Source organism: Tolumonas osonensis, assembly GCF_014202415.1.
Lineage (GTDB): Bacteria > Pseudomonadota > Gammaproteobacteria > Enterobacterales > Aeromonadaceae > Tolumonas > Tolumonas osonensis.
The window spans coordinates 310,321-324,915 of sequence record NZ_JACHGR010000003.1 but is presented as its reverse complement, the minus strand read 5'-3'; the positions used below and the strand labels follow the sequence as shown (position 1 = coordinate 324,915).

At 50.9% G+C, this 14,595-nt stretch carries 15 protein-coding genes and 5 tRNA genes; 14 read left to right on the top strand and 6 right to left on the bottom strand.

All coding sequences use genetic code 11. The features are described 5' to 3' along the window. Nucleotides 1–89: 89 nt before the first annotated feature. The 8 genes from csrA (at nucleotide 90) to alr (ending at nucleotide 3,520) form a co-directional block, all read left to right on the top strand. Entirely contained in the window at nucleotides 90–284 is a 195-nt protein-coding gene (csrA, locus tag HNR75_RS06000) for a carbon storage regulator CsrA (protein ID WP_188026083.1), read from the top strand. Nucleotides 285–448: 164 nt separating this feature from the next. Then, a tRNA-Ser gene (locus tag HNR75_RS05995) sits at nucleotides 449–541 on the top strand. A gap of 10 nt (nucleotides 542–551) precedes the next feature. Beyond that, nucleotides 552–628, top strand: a tRNA-Arg gene (locus tag HNR75_RS05990). A gap of 28 nt (nucleotides 629–656) precedes the next feature. Next, a tRNA-Arg gene (locus HNR75_RS05985) sits at nucleotides 657–733 on the top strand. A gap of 30 nt (nucleotides 734–763) precedes the next feature. After that, nucleotides 764–840: transfer RNA gene (locus tag HNR75_RS05980), tRNA-Arg, on the top strand. A 30-nt stretch (nucleotides 841–870) separates the two neighbouring features. Then, nucleotides 871–947, top strand: a tRNA-Arg gene (locus HNR75_RS05975). 92 nt (nucleotides 948–1,039) lie between these two features. Next, complete coding sequence (dnaB, locus tag HNR75_RS05970; protein ID WP_188026082.1) at nucleotides 1,040–2,434, top strand: replicative DNA helicase; 1,395 nt, start codon at nucleotides 1,040–1,042, stop codon at nucleotides 2,432–2,434. 9 nt (nucleotides 2,435–2,443) lie between these two features. Continuing rightward, nucleotides 2,444–3,520, top strand: a complete 1,077-nt coding sequence (gene alr / locus HNR75_RS05965) for an alanine racemase (protein ID WP_188026081.1) — start codon at nucleotides 2,444–2,446, stop codon at nucleotides 3,518–3,520. Between the two features lie 10 nt (nucleotides 3,521–3,530). Here alr and HNR75_RS05960 read toward each other — a convergent pair whose 3' ends face one another. Continuing rightward, on the bottom strand, nucleotides 3,531–3,770 hold the full coding sequence (locus HNR75_RS05960) for a hypothetical protein (RefSeq protein WP_188026080.1): 240 nt from the start codon (nucleotides 3,768–3,770) through the stop codon (nucleotides 3,531–3,533). 217 nt (nucleotides 3,771–3,987) lie between these two features. On the opposite strand from HNR75_RS05960, the gene dusA reads away from it, so the two are divergent. After that, nucleotides 3,988–5,004, top strand: coding sequence for a tRNA dihydrouridine(20/20a) synthase DusA (gene dusA, locus HNR75_RS05955; protein WP_188026079.1), 1,017 nt, complete (start codon nucleotides 3,988–3,990; stop codon nucleotides 5,002–5,004). Nucleotides 5,005–5,055: 51 nt separating this feature from the next. Next, entirely contained in the window at nucleotides 5,056–5,280 is a 225-nt protein-coding gene (locus HNR75_RS05950; protein ID WP_188026078.1) for an HP1242/YdcH family protein, read from the top strand. Nucleotides 5,281–5,337: 57 nt separating this feature from the next. On the opposite strand, the gene lnt is transcribed toward HNR75_RS05950, so the two are convergent. The 5 genes from lnt to miaB are packed head-to-tail and all read right to left on the bottom strand — an operon-like array spanning nucleotide 5,338 to nucleotide 10,765. After that, the gene (lnt, locus tag HNR75_RS05945; protein WP_188026077.1) at nucleotides 5,338–6,891 is read right to left on the bottom strand and encodes an apolipoprotein N-acyltransferase; all 1,554 of its coding nucleotides are present in this window, start codon (nucleotides 6,889–6,891) and stop codon (nucleotides 5,338–5,340) included. Then, a complete protein-coding gene (gene corC / locus HNR75_RS05940; protein ID WP_188026076.1) occupies nucleotides 6,878–7,756 on the bottom strand; it encodes a CNNM family magnesium/cobalt transport protein CorC in 879 nt (292 codons plus the stop codon). Before corC ends, lnt begins: the two co-directional genes overlap by 14 nt. A gap of 14 nt (nucleotides 7,757–7,770) precedes the next feature. Next, the gene (gene ybeY / locus HNR75_RS05935) at nucleotides 7,771–8,238 is read right to left on the bottom strand and encodes an rRNA maturation RNase YbeY (RefSeq protein ID WP_223157788.1); all 468 of its coding nucleotides are present in this window, start codon (nucleotides 8,236–8,238) and stop codon (nucleotides 7,771–7,773) included. Then, nucleotides 8,235–9,284 carry a PhoH family protein gene (locus HNR75_RS05930; protein WP_188026075.1) on the bottom strand — a complete coding sequence of 350 codons (1,050 nt, stop codon included), beginning with the start codon at nucleotides 9,282–9,284 and terminating at the stop codon, nucleotides 8,235–8,237. Before HNR75_RS05930 ends, ybeY begins: the two co-directional genes overlap by 4 nt. A gap of 50 nt (nucleotides 9,285–9,334) precedes the next feature. Beyond that, the gene (miaB, locus tag HNR75_RS05925) at nucleotides 9,335–10,765 is read right to left on the bottom strand and encodes a tRNA (N6-isopentenyl adenosine(37)-C2)-methylthiotransferase MiaB (RefSeq protein ID WP_188026074.1); all 1,431 of its coding nucleotides are present in this window, start codon (nucleotides 10,763–10,765) and stop codon (nucleotides 9,335–9,337) included. Between the two features lie 206 nt (nucleotides 10,766–10,971). Between miaB and HNR75_RS05920 the strand changes: the two genes are divergently transcribed. The 4 genes from HNR75_RS05920 to ruvC all read left to right on the top strand — a co-directional run bounded on the left by HNR75_RS05920 (nucleotide 10,972) and on the right by ruvC (nucleotide 14,554). Next, nucleotides 10,972–11,226, top strand: coding sequence for an FmdB family zinc ribbon protein (locus HNR75_RS05920; protein ID WP_188026073.1), 255 nt, complete (start codon nucleotides 10,972–10,974; stop codon nucleotides 11,224–11,226). 57 nt (nucleotides 11,227–11,283) lie between these two features. After that, on the top strand, nucleotides 11,284–13,050 hold the full coding sequence (gene aspS, locus HNR75_RS05915; protein WP_188026072.1) for an aspartate--tRNA ligase: 1,767 nt from the start codon (nucleotides 11,284–11,286) through the stop codon (nucleotides 13,048–13,050). A 108-nt stretch (nucleotides 13,051–13,158) separates the two neighbouring features. Continuing rightward, on the top strand, nucleotides 13,159–13,902 hold the full coding sequence (locus HNR75_RS05910; protein WP_188026071.1) for a YebC/PmpR family DNA-binding transcriptional regulator: 744 nt from the start codon (nucleotides 13,159–13,161) through the stop codon (nucleotides 13,900–13,902). Between the two features lie 130 nt (nucleotides 13,903–14,032). Then, the gene (gene ruvC / locus HNR75_RS05905) at nucleotides 14,033–14,554 is read left to right on the top strand and encodes a crossover junction endodeoxyribonuclease RuvC (RefSeq protein ID WP_188026070.1); all 522 of its coding nucleotides are present in this window, start codon (nucleotides 14,033–14,035) and stop codon (nucleotides 14,552–14,554) included. Nucleotides 14,555–14,595: the final 41 nt, after the last annotated feature.

Below are 14,595 nucleotides of genomic sequence, written 5' to 3'. Positions count from 1 at the left end.
CTGGACTAGACTTGAAATATGACTATTTAAACCGCACATTGGTTAAACCATCAGGATTTTTCCTGATTGATTATAAAAGGAGCTAATTAATGCTGATTCTGACTCGTCGTGTAGGTGAAACACTGATGATCGGTGATGAAGTCACTGTAACCGTATTGGGTGTTAAAGGTAATCAGGTCCGGATTGGTGTGAATGCGCCGAAAGATGTTTCTGTGCATCGCGAAGAAATCTATATGCGTATTCAGTCTGAAAAAGATAACGAAAACGAGCCGCAGTCTTATTGAGCTATACCGGAAGAGAAACTCAATAGGGGCGGCTAATAACCGCCTTTGTTGTAGTTAACTGATGTAGAAAGGGTAAATTTGCTCACTCCCTGTACGGACGAGCACAACACACGGAAAAATTGTTTGACTTATTTTCCGTGCACAGTAATATCTGCCCCCGCAACGGTGAGGTGGCCGAGAGGCTGAAGGCACTCCCCTGCTAAGGGAGCATGCGGTCAAAAGCCGCATCGAGGGTTCGAATCCCTCCCTCACCGCCATTGCGCTTGTGCATCCGTAGCTCAGCTGGATAGAGTACTCGGCTACGAACCGAGTGGTCAGAGGTTCGAATCCTCTCGGATGCACCATTTTATTTTAGTGTTATAGTTTACTCATGCATCCGTAGCTCAGCTGGATAGAGTACTCGGCTACGAACCGAGTGGTCAGAGGTTCGAATCCTCTCGGATGCACCATCTTGCTTCACATGTTACACCCTTACTCTTGCATCCGTAGCTCAGCTGGATAGAGTACTCGGCTACGAACCGAGTGGTCAGAGGTTCGAATCCTCTCGGATGCACCATTTTGCTTCACATGTTATACCCTTACTCTTGCATCCGTAGCTCAGCTGGATAGAGTACTCGGCTACGAACCGAGTGGTCAGAGGTTCGAATCCTCTCGGATGCACCATTTCTTGTTTTATCTGCAATATCTTTACTTCCTGTTCCCCTGTCGGTTAAAAAGTCCGATAATGTAGCTGTTATTCTGTTTGGTATCGAGTCATGCCCGCCACATCATCCAGTAAAAAAGATCAGAATGTAGAACAACTCAAGCTGCCGCCACATTCATTTGAAGCGGAGCAATCGGTGCTGGGCGGTTTGCTGTTAGACAACCAAGCCTGGGACCGGGTCAGTGAACGTGTTGTCGAGCGGGATTTTTATAGCCGTCCACATCGCCTTATTTTCCAATCCATGGCCCGTCTGGTAGAGAAAGGCAGCCCGATTGATCTGATCACGTTGCAGGAAGAACTGGAACAGCGCGAACAGCTGGATGCGGTGGGTGGTTTTGCCTATCTGGTCGAGATTGCGCGCATTACTCCCAGTGCAGCCAATATCAGTGCCTACGCCGAAATAGTGCGCGAGCGGGCTGTTGTCCGTGAAATGATTTCGGTTGCGAATGAAATCGCGGAAGCCGGGTTCGATCCACAGGGACGCGATGCGGCGGATTTGCTCGATCTGGCTGAAACCAAAGTATTCAAAATTGCCGAACAGCGCACCAGCAGCACAGAAGGGCCGCAGCCACTGAAGGTTCTACTGGAGAAAACCGTCGATAAAATCGAGGAGTTGTTCCACAAACCGCATAACGGTGTTACCGGCGTTTCCAGCGGTTATACCGATCTGGACAAAATGACCGCCGGTTTCCAGTCTTCCGATTTGATTATTGTTGCTGCTCGTCCCTCAATGGGAAAAACCACGTTTGCGATGAATTTGTGTGAGCATGCCGCTTTAACCCGCGATAAACCGGTGCTTATTTTCTCGCTCGAAATGCCTTCAGAGCAGATCATTATGAGGATGCTGGCATCGCTGGGACGTATTGAACAAAATCGGGTGCGTACCGGACAGCTGGATGATGATGATTGGGGCCGTCTCTCTTCTACCATGGGGTTGTTGCTGGAAAAAGGGCAGCTCTATATTGATGATGCGTCTGCGTTGACGCCGACCGAGCTGCGTTCCCGGGCCCGGCGTATTGCGCGTGAACATGGCGGGCTCAGCATGATCATGGTGGACTATCTGCAGTTGATGCGGGTGCCGTCACTGAGTGAAAACCGTACACTGGAAATTGCAGAGATATCCCGCTCACTAAAGGCATTGGCAAAAGAATTACAGATCCCGGTTATTGCGCTATCCCAGCTGAACCGTAGTCTGGAACAACGCGCGGACAAACGCCCGGTTAACTCGGATTTGCGTGAATCCGGTTCTATCGAACAGGATGCGGACTTGATTATGTTCATTTACCGCGACGAAGTGTATCACGATGACAGTGCTGATAAGGGCATTGCCGAAATCATCATCGGGAAACAGCGTAATGGCCCGATCGGTAAGGTGCGTCTGACGTTTCAGGGGCAGTATTCCCGGTTCGATAATTATGCCGGCCCCGCGTTCAACGACGATTACTAAGGATTTTTCATGAAGGGTGCAACGGCGCAGATTGATACTCAGGCATTACAACACAATCTTGCGGTAGTCCGATCACAGATCCCGGCAAATACAAAAGTGGTAGCAGTTGTTAAAGCGAATGCTTATGGCCATGGTCTGGTGCAGGTCGCAAAGACCCTGGCTTCGGCAGACGCGTATGCGGTGGCCCGTCTGGAAGAGGCGTTGATCCTTCGTTCCAGTGGCATTGTGAAGCCAATCATCATGCTGGAAGGTTTTTTCAGCCCGGATGATTTGCCTGTGCTGGCAGCCAACAATATTCAGACTGCTGTGCATTCTGTTGAGCAACTGGATGCGCTAGAACAAATACAACTGCCCAATCCGGTCACGGTCTGGTTAAAACTGGACACCGGAATGCATCGCCTGGGAGTTCGCCCTGAAGAAGCGGAAGCGTTTTGTGAACGACTGGCTAACTGCCGGAATGTCGTGCAACCGTTCAACTTTATCACGCATTTCAGCCGCGCCGATGAGCTGAATGATATGACCACAACGAAGCAAATCGAGTTATTTAATCTGCTGACGCAAACCTATGCCGGAGAGTGTTCTCTGGCGAGTTCGGCCGGCATCATGGAATGGCATGATGCGCACGCAGATTGGATCCGCCCTGGGATCATGCTGTATGGCGCATCTCCCTTTGAAGGTAAAACGGGTGTTGATCATGGCTTGAAACCGGTGATGACACTGAAAACCAGCCTGATCGCGGTGCGTCTGGTGAAGCAGGGTGAACCGGTTGGTTATGGCGCCAAGTGGGTGGCACAGCAGGACACGAAAGTCGGTGTCGTGGCGATCGGTTATGGTGATGGCTACCCCCGAATGGCGCCAAGTGGGGTTCCGGTTTTAGTCAATGGTCGCATTGTGCCACTGGTTGGCCGTGTCTCAATGGATATGCTGACCGTTGATTTAGGCCCGGATGCGACAGACCGGGTGGGGGATGATGTGACATTGTGGGGTGATGGTTTACCGGTAGAGACGGTTGCCGAAGCGATAGGCACCATCCCTTATGAACTGATCACTAAACTGACACCCCGCGTTATCATGGAATATAAATAATTCATTTTACCTATTGAAGAAGACTCAGGGTTGGCTCTTCCTGGGTTTCTTCTTCTTTATCCTGACTCCATTTCACCGTACCCGGTGTCCAGTAGAAATAGAGCCACGGTTGTTCTGTCTGCCATTGTGGGAAAATGATTTCCAGGCTGTTTTTCTCTTCTTTATAGATCGATGTTTCCAGATTGATTTCGGAGCAGGCCAGTACGGCTACGAATCCTATAAATGCCCAGAGGAGTAGTTTATTCAACATATGCTGGTTCCTGTTCTGTCCGTGTTTTCATTATGTCCCTGGTTATATAGTTAAACTTTAACATACCGGGTGCCAAGTGGAAGTTTATACGCCGATTATTTCTGCCAGATGGCGGATAGCAACATTAGTTCTTCATCTGCACCATCACGCCATGATTGCAATACCGTAATTCTCACGTACCATATTTGCCCTTTCAGCTCTTACAGGTTATGCAGACATGTCTAGTCCGGTTTCATCCACCAATACGGTCGCAGGTTATCCACTTAACCGGTTTTCAATTGCTCCGATGCTGGATTGGACTGACCGGCATTGCCGCTATTTCCATCGCTTGCTGACAAAGAATACTCTGCTTTATACCGAGATGGTGACGACCGGAGCGATACTGTTCGGTAAAGGCGATTATCTGCAATTCAGCACAGAAGAACATCCGATTGCATTACAACTTGGCGGCTCTGATCCGGCAGATCTGGCGAAATGTGCCCGGATTGCCGAAGAACGTGGTTATGATGAAATAAACCTGAATGTCGGTTGTCCTTCTGACCGGGTCCAAAATGGCCGGTTTGGTGCCTGCCTGATGGCTTCTGCGCAGCTGGTTGCTGACTGTGTGGCCGCGATGCGTGCTGAAGTAACGATTCCGGTGACAGTCAAAACCCGTATCGGTATTGATGAGCTGGATTCTTATGAATTTCTGTGCAATTTCATTGAGACGGTTCAGCAATCGGGTTGTGATACATTCGTTGTTCATGCCCGTAAGGCCTGGCTGAGCGGTTTGAGTCCGAAAGAAAACCGGGATATTCCGCCACTGGATTATGAACGGGTATATCAGCTGAAACGGGATTATCCGCATCTGACGATCGCCATTAATGGTGGCATCACGGATCTGGCGCAAATACAGCAACATCTGCAGCATGTTGATGGGGTCATGGTGGGGCGGGAAGCCTATCAGAATCCTTATATATTGGCTCAGGTCGATGCCTTGTTATTTGCGGATCACCATCCGGTTCTTTCCCGCCATGATGTGGTCATGCAGATGCTGCCTTACATTGACGCGCATCTGCAGTCGGGTGGATATCTGTCGCATATTACACGCCATATGCTGGGACTCTTCCAGGGAGTTCCCGGAGCACGGGCATGGCGGCGTCATCTGAGTGAGAATGCTACCCGCAGGGGAGCCGATACGAAGGTTGTGCTGGAAGCATTAGCCCATATACAGGAATGTGATCTTTCTGACTAAATATTAAGCAGAATCATCTATAGTCATGGGACTTTTAGATTAGGAGGTCTCATGATGTCTTATTCTCTGGCGGATGAGTTCCCTGATATGGCTGCACGCTTTGAACGTCTGAGCCATGATGATCCTGAATTCGCAACCCAATTGGCTTCTTTTTATGCGATTGATGCTCAGATCACGACGCTGTGCGGCACCAATGCGCTGGAGCAGTTGCCCAATCTGGCGACTCAACGTCTGCGTCTGAAAGAGTCGCTTTACCGCCAGTTACTCGCGAAATAAATCATCATTGATAACTATGTGATCTTTCATGAACTGGCGGTGTCAGCTTTAACCAAATTACCAATAGTAATCCCGTTTCTGGCTTTGCCGCCATAATCCGAGCATTAACGCGGCAACGCAGAAGACGATCAATGGCTGAGAACCCCAGCGGGTGTAGGGGGTCACGCCCGTCGTAGGCGCCGCATCTACGCGCAATACTTTCTGTTCAAATTGCGGCAGTATGCCCAGCGTCTTTCCCTGATGGTCGAAGACCACCGTCACACCACTGTTTGTTGCCCGGACAACCGCCTTGCCAAATTCAATTGCCCGCATACGAGCAATTTCCATATGCTGCCAGGGACCGCCAGAGGTACCAAACCAGCTGTCATTGGATACGTTGACGATAAACTGCGTATCTTGGTGAATATTACGGCGAAGTTCGTCGGAATATTCCATTTCGTAGCAAATCGACGTGGCAAATTTGTAACCGGCTGACAGCAGGTTTTCCTGTACGGCATCGCCGCGGGAAAAAGAGGACATCGGCAGATCGAAAAACGGCGCGATAGGGCGCAGCAGATCGCCAAACGGTACAAACTCGCCGATTGGCAGCAGGTGATGCTTGTACCAGCGGTTTCCCTGTCCGTACTGATAAGTTCTTTTCCCTTCTTTATCAATCAGTCCCGAGCCGATCACGCCGTTATAGTAGCGATCTGATGACTGATCGTAGTACTGGATACCGGTAATAAAGCCGGTTTTCTGGCTGCGCAGGGCATCGTCCATGTTGGTCATGAATTCCCGCATATCATTTTCCAGCGCCGGTACAGCGGATTCCGGCCAGATGATAATATCGGCACCCTGGCTTTCCCGGGTTAAATCCAGATAGCGGACCAGGGTAGGCTTAATGAAGTTGGGATCCCACTTGGATGATTGCGGAATATTGCCTTGTGCCAGAGCAAAATTTACGGGGTCACCCGGTGTAGTCCAGACTTTTTGCTGCAGTCCATAACCGGTCACAAACAGGAGTGGCGGCAGTAATAACCATAAAATCTGACGTTGCTGCCAGTAAAGCAGACAAGCGGCAGAGCACCACACCACTGCCAGCGTGATACTTTGTACGCCGAATAACGGTGCAAAGCCGGTCAACCAGGTGTCAACCTGACTGTAGCCCAGCCACATCCAGGGAAACCCGGTCAAGACATGTCCCATTGCCCAGTCACTGATCAGCCATAAGGCAGGAAATGCCAGTAACAGCCGGGTCGCGCCGGTTTTAGGGAAAAAGCGGTTAAGTAAGGCGGCAGCCAGTGCAGGATATAGCGACAGGTATGCGCAGAGTATGGCGACCAGCACAAATGCTGCCGGCAGTGAGATTCCCCCGAACTGGGTCATGCTGACGTGGATCCACCATAAGCTGGGCAGATTCATTGCCATGGCAAACAGCCAGGTTAAGCGGAAGGCACGTCCGGCCGTTTGCTGATGCAGGGACGCCAATAAGCCGAGCATGGCGACAAAAGCCAGAGGCCAGATTTTATAAGGTGCAAATGCCGCACCGCAGAGTAAACCAGACAACAACGCGCCCCAGAGAGCGCGTTGTGAAGCAGGACGGCGGAAACCGTCAGAATTATTCCAGTTCATTATCAGTTCGCTGTTCGGGGATCGTGACTTGTAATTGGATTAAACGACGGCGATCCACCTGCAGGATTTTGAATTCGAATCCTGACAGGTCAATACTTTCACCGCGTTTTGGCAGATGACCAAACCCGTGCATGACTAAGCCGCCGATGGTGTCCACTTCATCATCACTGAACTGACAGGAGAAGAACTCATTGAACTCCTCAATTGGCGTCAGTGCGTTCAGTGTGAAACGTCGCTCATCCAAAGCCCGGATGGTTAGTTGTTCCTGGTTGTGTTCATCGTATTCATCTTCGATTTCACCGACGATCAGTTCCAGAATGTCTTCAATGGTCACCAGACCGGACACGCTGCCAAATTCATCGACCACAATCGCCATGTGATAGCGTTGCTGCTGGAACTCCTTCAGCAAACGATCAACGCGTTTGCTTTCCGGTACCACAACGGCTGGCCGCAATACTTTTTCAAAATCGAAGGGCTCACTGGTCAGTCCGAAACCGTAAGGCAGCAAATCTTTCGCCAGCAGGATGCCGTCCACATGATCCTTGTCATCACTGATGACCGGAAAACGGGAATGGGCAGAACGAATGATCAGTGGCAGAAAAGCGGATACCGGTTGGTCACGACGGATCGTGATCATCTGGGTACGGGGAATCATGATATCCCGTACTCTGAGTTCAGACACTTCCAGCACGCCTTCGATCATTTCTTTTGTATCTTCATCGATAACGTCGCGCTCTTCAGCGTCCTGAATGACTTCAACCAGATCATTACGATCTTTCGGTTCACCCTGGAACAGATGGCTTAAACGCTCCAGCCATTTTCTTCTGGATGAACCGTGACTAGTATGAGAGTGCTCATCACTCATGATGTCATTAATCCTTAAATTTCATCATCTTTATAAGGGTCCGGGAAACCGAGATCCTGCATGAACTCTTTTTCCAGCGTTTCCATTTCCTCGGCTTCTTCGTCTTCTATATGGTCATAGCCGAGTAAATGCAAGCTGCCATGAATCACCATGTGCGCCCAGTGGGATTCCAGCGTCTTTTGTTGTTCCTGAGCCTCTTTTTCCACTACCTGCCGGCAGATGATCAAATCGCCCAATAATGGAAAATCTTCAACGCCGGGTGGACACTCAAACGGAAAGGACAGCACATTGGTGGGTTTATCTTTTCCGCGATAAGTCAGGTTCAGTTCATTGCTTTCCGCTTCATCGACCAAACGGATAGTCACTTCCGCTTCCTGCTGAAAGGGTAAGACTGCGGTGTCCAGCCATTGCTGGAATTGAACTGCAGAAGGCAATCCGGTGGTATCGGCACAGGCTATCTGTAAATCCAGTGTCACGCTCATGATGATGGTTCCTCGCGGTTAGCTGATTTACTTTCAGCGGCCGCTTTTTGTTGTTCAAATTTTTCGTAAGCCTGCACGATGCGTGCGACAACCGGATGACGAACAACGTCGGTCGCCTGGAAAAAATTGAAAGACAATCCATCCACGCCGTTCAGCACTTCAATTGAGTGTCGCAAACCTGATTTCACATTACGCGGCAGGTCGATCTGGGTGATATCACCGGTGATCACGGCTTTGGAATTAAAACCGATACGGGTCAGGAACATCTTCATCTGTTCGACCGTGGTGTTCTGGCCTTCGTCCAGAATGATAAAGGCGTCATTCAGTGTACGGCCACGCATGTAGGCGAGCGGGGCAATCTCGATAACATTGCGTTCGATCAGTTTTTCCACGCGTTCGAAGCCCAGCATTTCAAACAGGGCATCGTAAAGCGGGCGCAGGTAAGGATCGACTTTCTGGCTCAGATCACCAGGCAGGAAGCCCAGCTTTTCACCGGCTTCGACCGCAGGGCGGGTGAGCAGAATACGGCGGATTTCCTGACGTTCCAGTGCATCCACAGCGGCAGCAACGGCCAGATAGGTTTTACCGGTACCGGCCGGACCAATCCCGAAAGTAATATCATTCACCACAATATTATTGATGTACTGCGCCTGATTCGGTGAACGCGGTTTCACCATGCCGCGCTTGGTTTTGATGTTCACCTCTTTGCCATAAGGAATGGCATTCGGATTTTCATCATCGTCACTCTGTTCCAGCATATGACATTGTTGAATAGCCAGATGTACCTGATCGGGTGTCAGATCGACAATTTTTTGCCCGCGTACAGGCTGGGTTTCCACATAAAGCTGTTTCAGCAAATCAACCACGACTTGTGCGACGTTACCGTTGCCTACAACTTGAAAATGGTTATTGCGATAGATGATTTCCACGCCCATACGGCGTTCAATCTGCTTAATGTTGTCGTCGAAAGGACCGCACAGGCTGGCCAGTCGCTGGCTGTCAGCGGGTTCAAGATGGATGTCGAGAGTGGCGATATGTCGGCTCAAGGTATTCCTCTTCATAAAACAGGCCGTCATTCGACGGCCGGAATCAGCAATTAAGGTCGGAACTGGGCAACACCCAACTCATCTGCGACGCCATCCGGACGACGGCTCAGAATTTCAGCGGGGCTGACGTTCTGACGCAGATCCATTTCTGCTTCGGTACGAATAATTTTACCACGTAATGAGTGTGGCAGTGCCTCTGTGATTTCCACATCGACAAATTGTCCAATCAGACGGGCATCACCGGGGAAGTTCACCACGCGGTTGTTTTCAGTGCGGCCCCGCAGTTCCATGATGTCCTGACGGGAAGGACCCTCCACCAGAATACGCTGGACGGTGCCATGCATCTGGCGGCTGTACTGCATCGCCTGATGGTTGATGACCTGCTGCAGATGAGCCAGACGCTCTTTCTTTACATCCATCGGTGTATCATCCGGCATGTCGGCAGCTGGTGTACCCGGACGCGCGCTGAACACAAAGCTGTAGCTGGTATCAAACTGGATCTCTTCAATCAGCTTCATGGTTCTGGCGAAATCGTCATCGGTTTCACCCGGGAAGCCCACGATGAAGTCAGAACTGATCAGGATATCCGGACGTACTGCTTTCAGCTTACGGATCTTCGATTTGTATTCCAGCGCAGTATGCGGACGTTTCATCATCGACAGGATCTTGTCTGAACCAGACTGTACCGGCAGATGCAGGAAGTTCACCAGTTCAGGTGTGTCTTTATAGACTTCGATGATGTCATCGGTAAATTCGATCGGGTGGCTGGTGGTATAGCGAATACGATCGATACCGTCGATCGCTGCAACCAGACGCAGTAACTGTGCAAAGGAGCAAATCTCACCATCATGGGTTTCGCCGCGATAAGCATTCACGTTCTGACCGAGCAGGTTGACTTCGCGCACGCCCTGTTCCGCCAGTTGTGCAATTTCATATAGCACGTCGTCCAGCGGACGGCTGACTTCCTCACCGCGGGTATAAGGGACCACGCAGTAAGTACAATATTTGGAACAGCCTTCCATGATGGAAACATAGGCGGTCGGACCTTCGGCCCGCGGTTCCGGCAGGTTGTCGAATTTCTCGATTTCCGGGAAGGAGACATCGACCTGCGCACCCTGACCGGCTTTGACCTGTTTGATCATATTTGGCAGGCGGTGCAGTGTTTGCGGCCCGAAGACCACGTCGACATTCGGTGCACGGGACCGGATGGCTTTACCTTCCTGTGAAGCCACACAACCGCCAACCGCGATCACCAGTTCCGGATTTTTCTTTTTCAGTTCTTTCCAGCGGCCTAACTGATGGAACAGTTTTTCCTGCGCTTTTTCGCGGATAGAACAGGTATTCAGTACCAGCAGGTCAGCTTCTTCCGGAAGCTCAGTGGTTTCATAACCCAGTGAACTGGTCAACAAATCTACCATCTTGGCCGAGTCGTACTCGTTCATCTGGCAGCCCCAGGTTTTGATATGCAGTTTCTTGCTCATGGATTGCTTAGCTGACTCACTATTAACAAAGACGCAGTATTCTACTTGGTTAGTCAGGTACTGACTATATTTGCGGCTTTAAGCTGACCGAAATTCACATCTTTCCTGGCAAACGGATAACGTAATCCCTGCTTGTGCTAGTTATCAGCGCGCAGAGTTTCCTCTATAATACGCGGTCTTTTGTGGAACAATCGTGGGTGAACACTATGCCGATGTATCAGTATGAATGTACGCATTGTGGCCATCAGCTTGCGAAACTGCAGAAAATGTCTGATGCGCCGCTGGTGGATTGTCCGGCCTGCTCTCAGGCGGCATTGAAAAAATTGCTCTCTGCACCCGGCTTTCGCTTAAAAGGCGGCGGCTGGTATGAAACCGATTTTAAAACCGGTACCAAAAAGAATCTGGCAAGTTGTGACTCAGCGCAGGGCGGATGCAAAGGGTGTCCAGCCGCTGGCGAATAATTAAATGACATCTCCGGCAGAGAAACCGGAGTTATAAATTCAGTAAAGGAATTAATCATGCGTAGCATTTACTGTGGTCAGGTGACAAGCAGCAATGTCGAACAGACCGTAACCCTGTGTGGTTGGGTGCATCGCCGTCGTGATCTGGGCGGCCTGATTTTTATCGACATGCGCGATCGTGAAGGCATTGTTCAGGTGTTCTTTGATCCGGATAAACCGGAAGCGTTCGCACTGGCTTCAGAGCTGCGTAATGAATTCTGTATTCGTGTGACCGGTGTGGTGCGTGCGCGTCCAGAAAGTCAGATCAACAAAGACATGGCGACCGGTGAAATCGAAGTGTTTGCTCATGGCCTGGAAATCATCAACCGCGCCGAGCCACTGCCACTGGATTTCAATCAGACCAACACCGAAGAACAGCGTCTGAAATACCGCTATCTGGATCTGCGCCGTCCGGAAATGGCAGCCTCTCTGAAAACCCGTGCGCGGATTACCAGCTTTGTGCGCCGCTATATGGACGAGCATGGTTTCCTCGATATCGAAACGCCGATGCTGACCAAAGCAACGCCAGAAGGCGCACGCGATTATCTGGTGCCAAGCCGTGTGCATAAAGGCAAATTCTACGCGCTGCCACAGTCACCACAGCTGTTCAAACAGCTGCTGATGATGTCTGGTTTCGACCGTTATTATCAGATCGTGAAATGTTTCCGTGATGAAGATCTGCGTGCGGATCGTCAACCTGAATTCACTCAGATCGACGTGGAAACCTCGTTCCTGAATGCTGAACAGGTGCGTGAGCTGATGGAAAATCTGATCCGTGGTTTGTGGCAGAACACCATCGGTGTCGATCTGGGTCAGTTCCCGATCATGACCTTCGATGAAGCAATGCGCCGCTATGGTTCTGATAAACCGGATCTGCGTAACCCGATGGAAATGGTGGATGTGGCTGATCTACTGAAAGAAGTGGCTTTTGCGGTCTTTGCCGGCCCGGCGAACGATCCGAAAGGTCGTGTTGCTGCACTGCGTGTACCGAGTGGCGCTCAGCTTTCCCGTAAACAGATCGACGAATACACCCAGTTCGTGGCTATCTATGGCGCGAAAGGTCTGGCGTGGATGAAAGTCAATCAGGCCGCGAATGGTCTGGAAGGTGTGCAGTCTCCGGTGGCTAAATTCCTGACCGATGACATCGTGCGTGAAATTCTGGCGCGTACCGGTGCTCAGGATGGCGATATCATCTTCTTCGGCGCAGACTCTAAGAAAGTAGTGTGTGATGCCATTGGTGCGTTGCGTCTGAAACTGGCCCGCGATCTGGATCTGGTGGAAAACTGCTGGAAACCGCTGTGGGTCGTTGACTTTCCGATGTTTGAAGAGGATGGCGAAGGTGGCGTGACCGCGATGCACCATCCGTTCACTGCACCGAAAGATTTCACGCCGGCACAACTGGAAGCCGATCCTCTGGCAGCTTACGCCAATGCCTATGACATGGTCATTAACGGCTACGAAGTCGGTGGTGGTTCAGTGCGTATTCACCGTGGTGATATGCAGCAGGCGGTATTCCGCACTATCGGCATCAGTGAAGCTGATCAGAAAGAGAAATTCGGCTTCCTGCTGGATGCGCTCAAGTTCGGTACACCACCGCATGCGGGTCTGGCCTTCGGTCTGGATCGTCTGACCATGCTGCTGACTGGCACCGATAACATTCGTGACGTGATTGCATTCCCGAAAACCACAGCCGCGGCTTGTCTGATGACGGATGCACCTAGTTTTGCCAACCAGCAACAGCTGAGTGAGCTGGCTATCCAGACTACTGTCAAAGCAGACGAATAATTTTGTTTTCCGGGTGACGCGGCTTTTGTGGCGGGAATGCTACCGCCACCACGTTACCCGCTGATTTTAGCTGATAGATTCAGCGTTAATTTTTATCAGGAGAGAGTTATGGCAGGTCACAGTAAGTGGGCCAACATTAAACACCGCAAAGCAGCACAGGATGCGAAACGCGGTAAGTTGTTTACTAAAATGATCCGTGAAATTACCACGGCTGCACGTCTTGGCGGCCCGGATGCAGGTTCGAACCCACGTCTGCGCGCTGCAGTAGCTGCTGCACTGTCTATCAACATGACTCGCGACACGGTTGACCGTGCGATCAAACGCGGTGCCGGTGGCGATGACGGTGTCGAGCTGGAAACCCTGGTATATGAAGGTTACGGCCCGGCAGGTACGGCGGTGATGGTTGAGTGTATGACTGACAACCGCAACCGTACAGTAGCGGGCGTACGTCATGCGTTTACTAAAAGTGGCGGCGCTTTAGGTACTGATGGCTCCGTTTCTTACCTATTCACCAAAAAAGGTGTGATCTCTTTTGCTGAAGGCGATGAAGACGCAATCATGGAAGCAGCGCTGGAAGCGGGTGCTGATGATGTCGAAACCAACGAAGATGGTTCTATCGATGTTTACACTTCACCGGCTGACTTCGGTACTGTGCTGGATGGTTTAGAAGCGGCAGGTTTCAAACCGGATAACGCAGCGGTCAGCATGATCCCAAGTACCGAAGTAGATCTGAACGCGGAAGATGCGCCGAAGCTGATGAAGCTGATCGACATGCTGGAAGATCTGGACGACGTGCAGGAAGTGTATCACAACGGCACCATGTCGGATGAAGTGGCCGCCACACTGGAATAATCATTCCTGTTATTCAGAACGAGGGAGCTGCGGCTCCCTTTTTTCTTTCTGCGTTTATTGCCGGCTTTATTTCTGGGTTTATTTCTGACGTGTTAATCTGCCGTCAGTTATTTTTTCGGTTTATGCAGTTATGCCCATTATTCTTGGAATCGACCCCGGCTCCCGTATTACCGGCTATGGTGTGATCCGCCAGCACGCCGGCAAAGTGGAATATCTGGGATCTGGATGTATCAGAACCAGTGGCGATCATTTGTCGCACAAGCTGAAACAGATCTATGACGGTATCAGCGAGATCATTCTGCAATTTAAACCGGAGCTGTTTGCCATCGAACAGGTGTTTATGGCGAAAAACCCCGATTCGGCGTTGAAACTAGGGCAGGCACGAGGTTGTGCCATCGTCGCTGCAGTGAATGCCGGCTTGCCGGTGGCAGAATATGCGGCCCGCCAGATCAAACAATCGGTGGTCGGAACCGGCGCTGCAGATAAGGAACAGGTGCAGCACATGGTGAAACAGTTGCTGAAGCTGCCAGCCTGTCCGCAGGCGGATGCGGCCGATGCGCTGGCGGTCGCGCTTTGTCATACCCATACCCAGCAGAGCCTGATCCGCATGGCGGGTAAAGTGCATGGTAGCGTGCGCGGACGTTTCAGATAATCCACCTAATAACTGGATGTTCATCCAGTTATTTATTATGC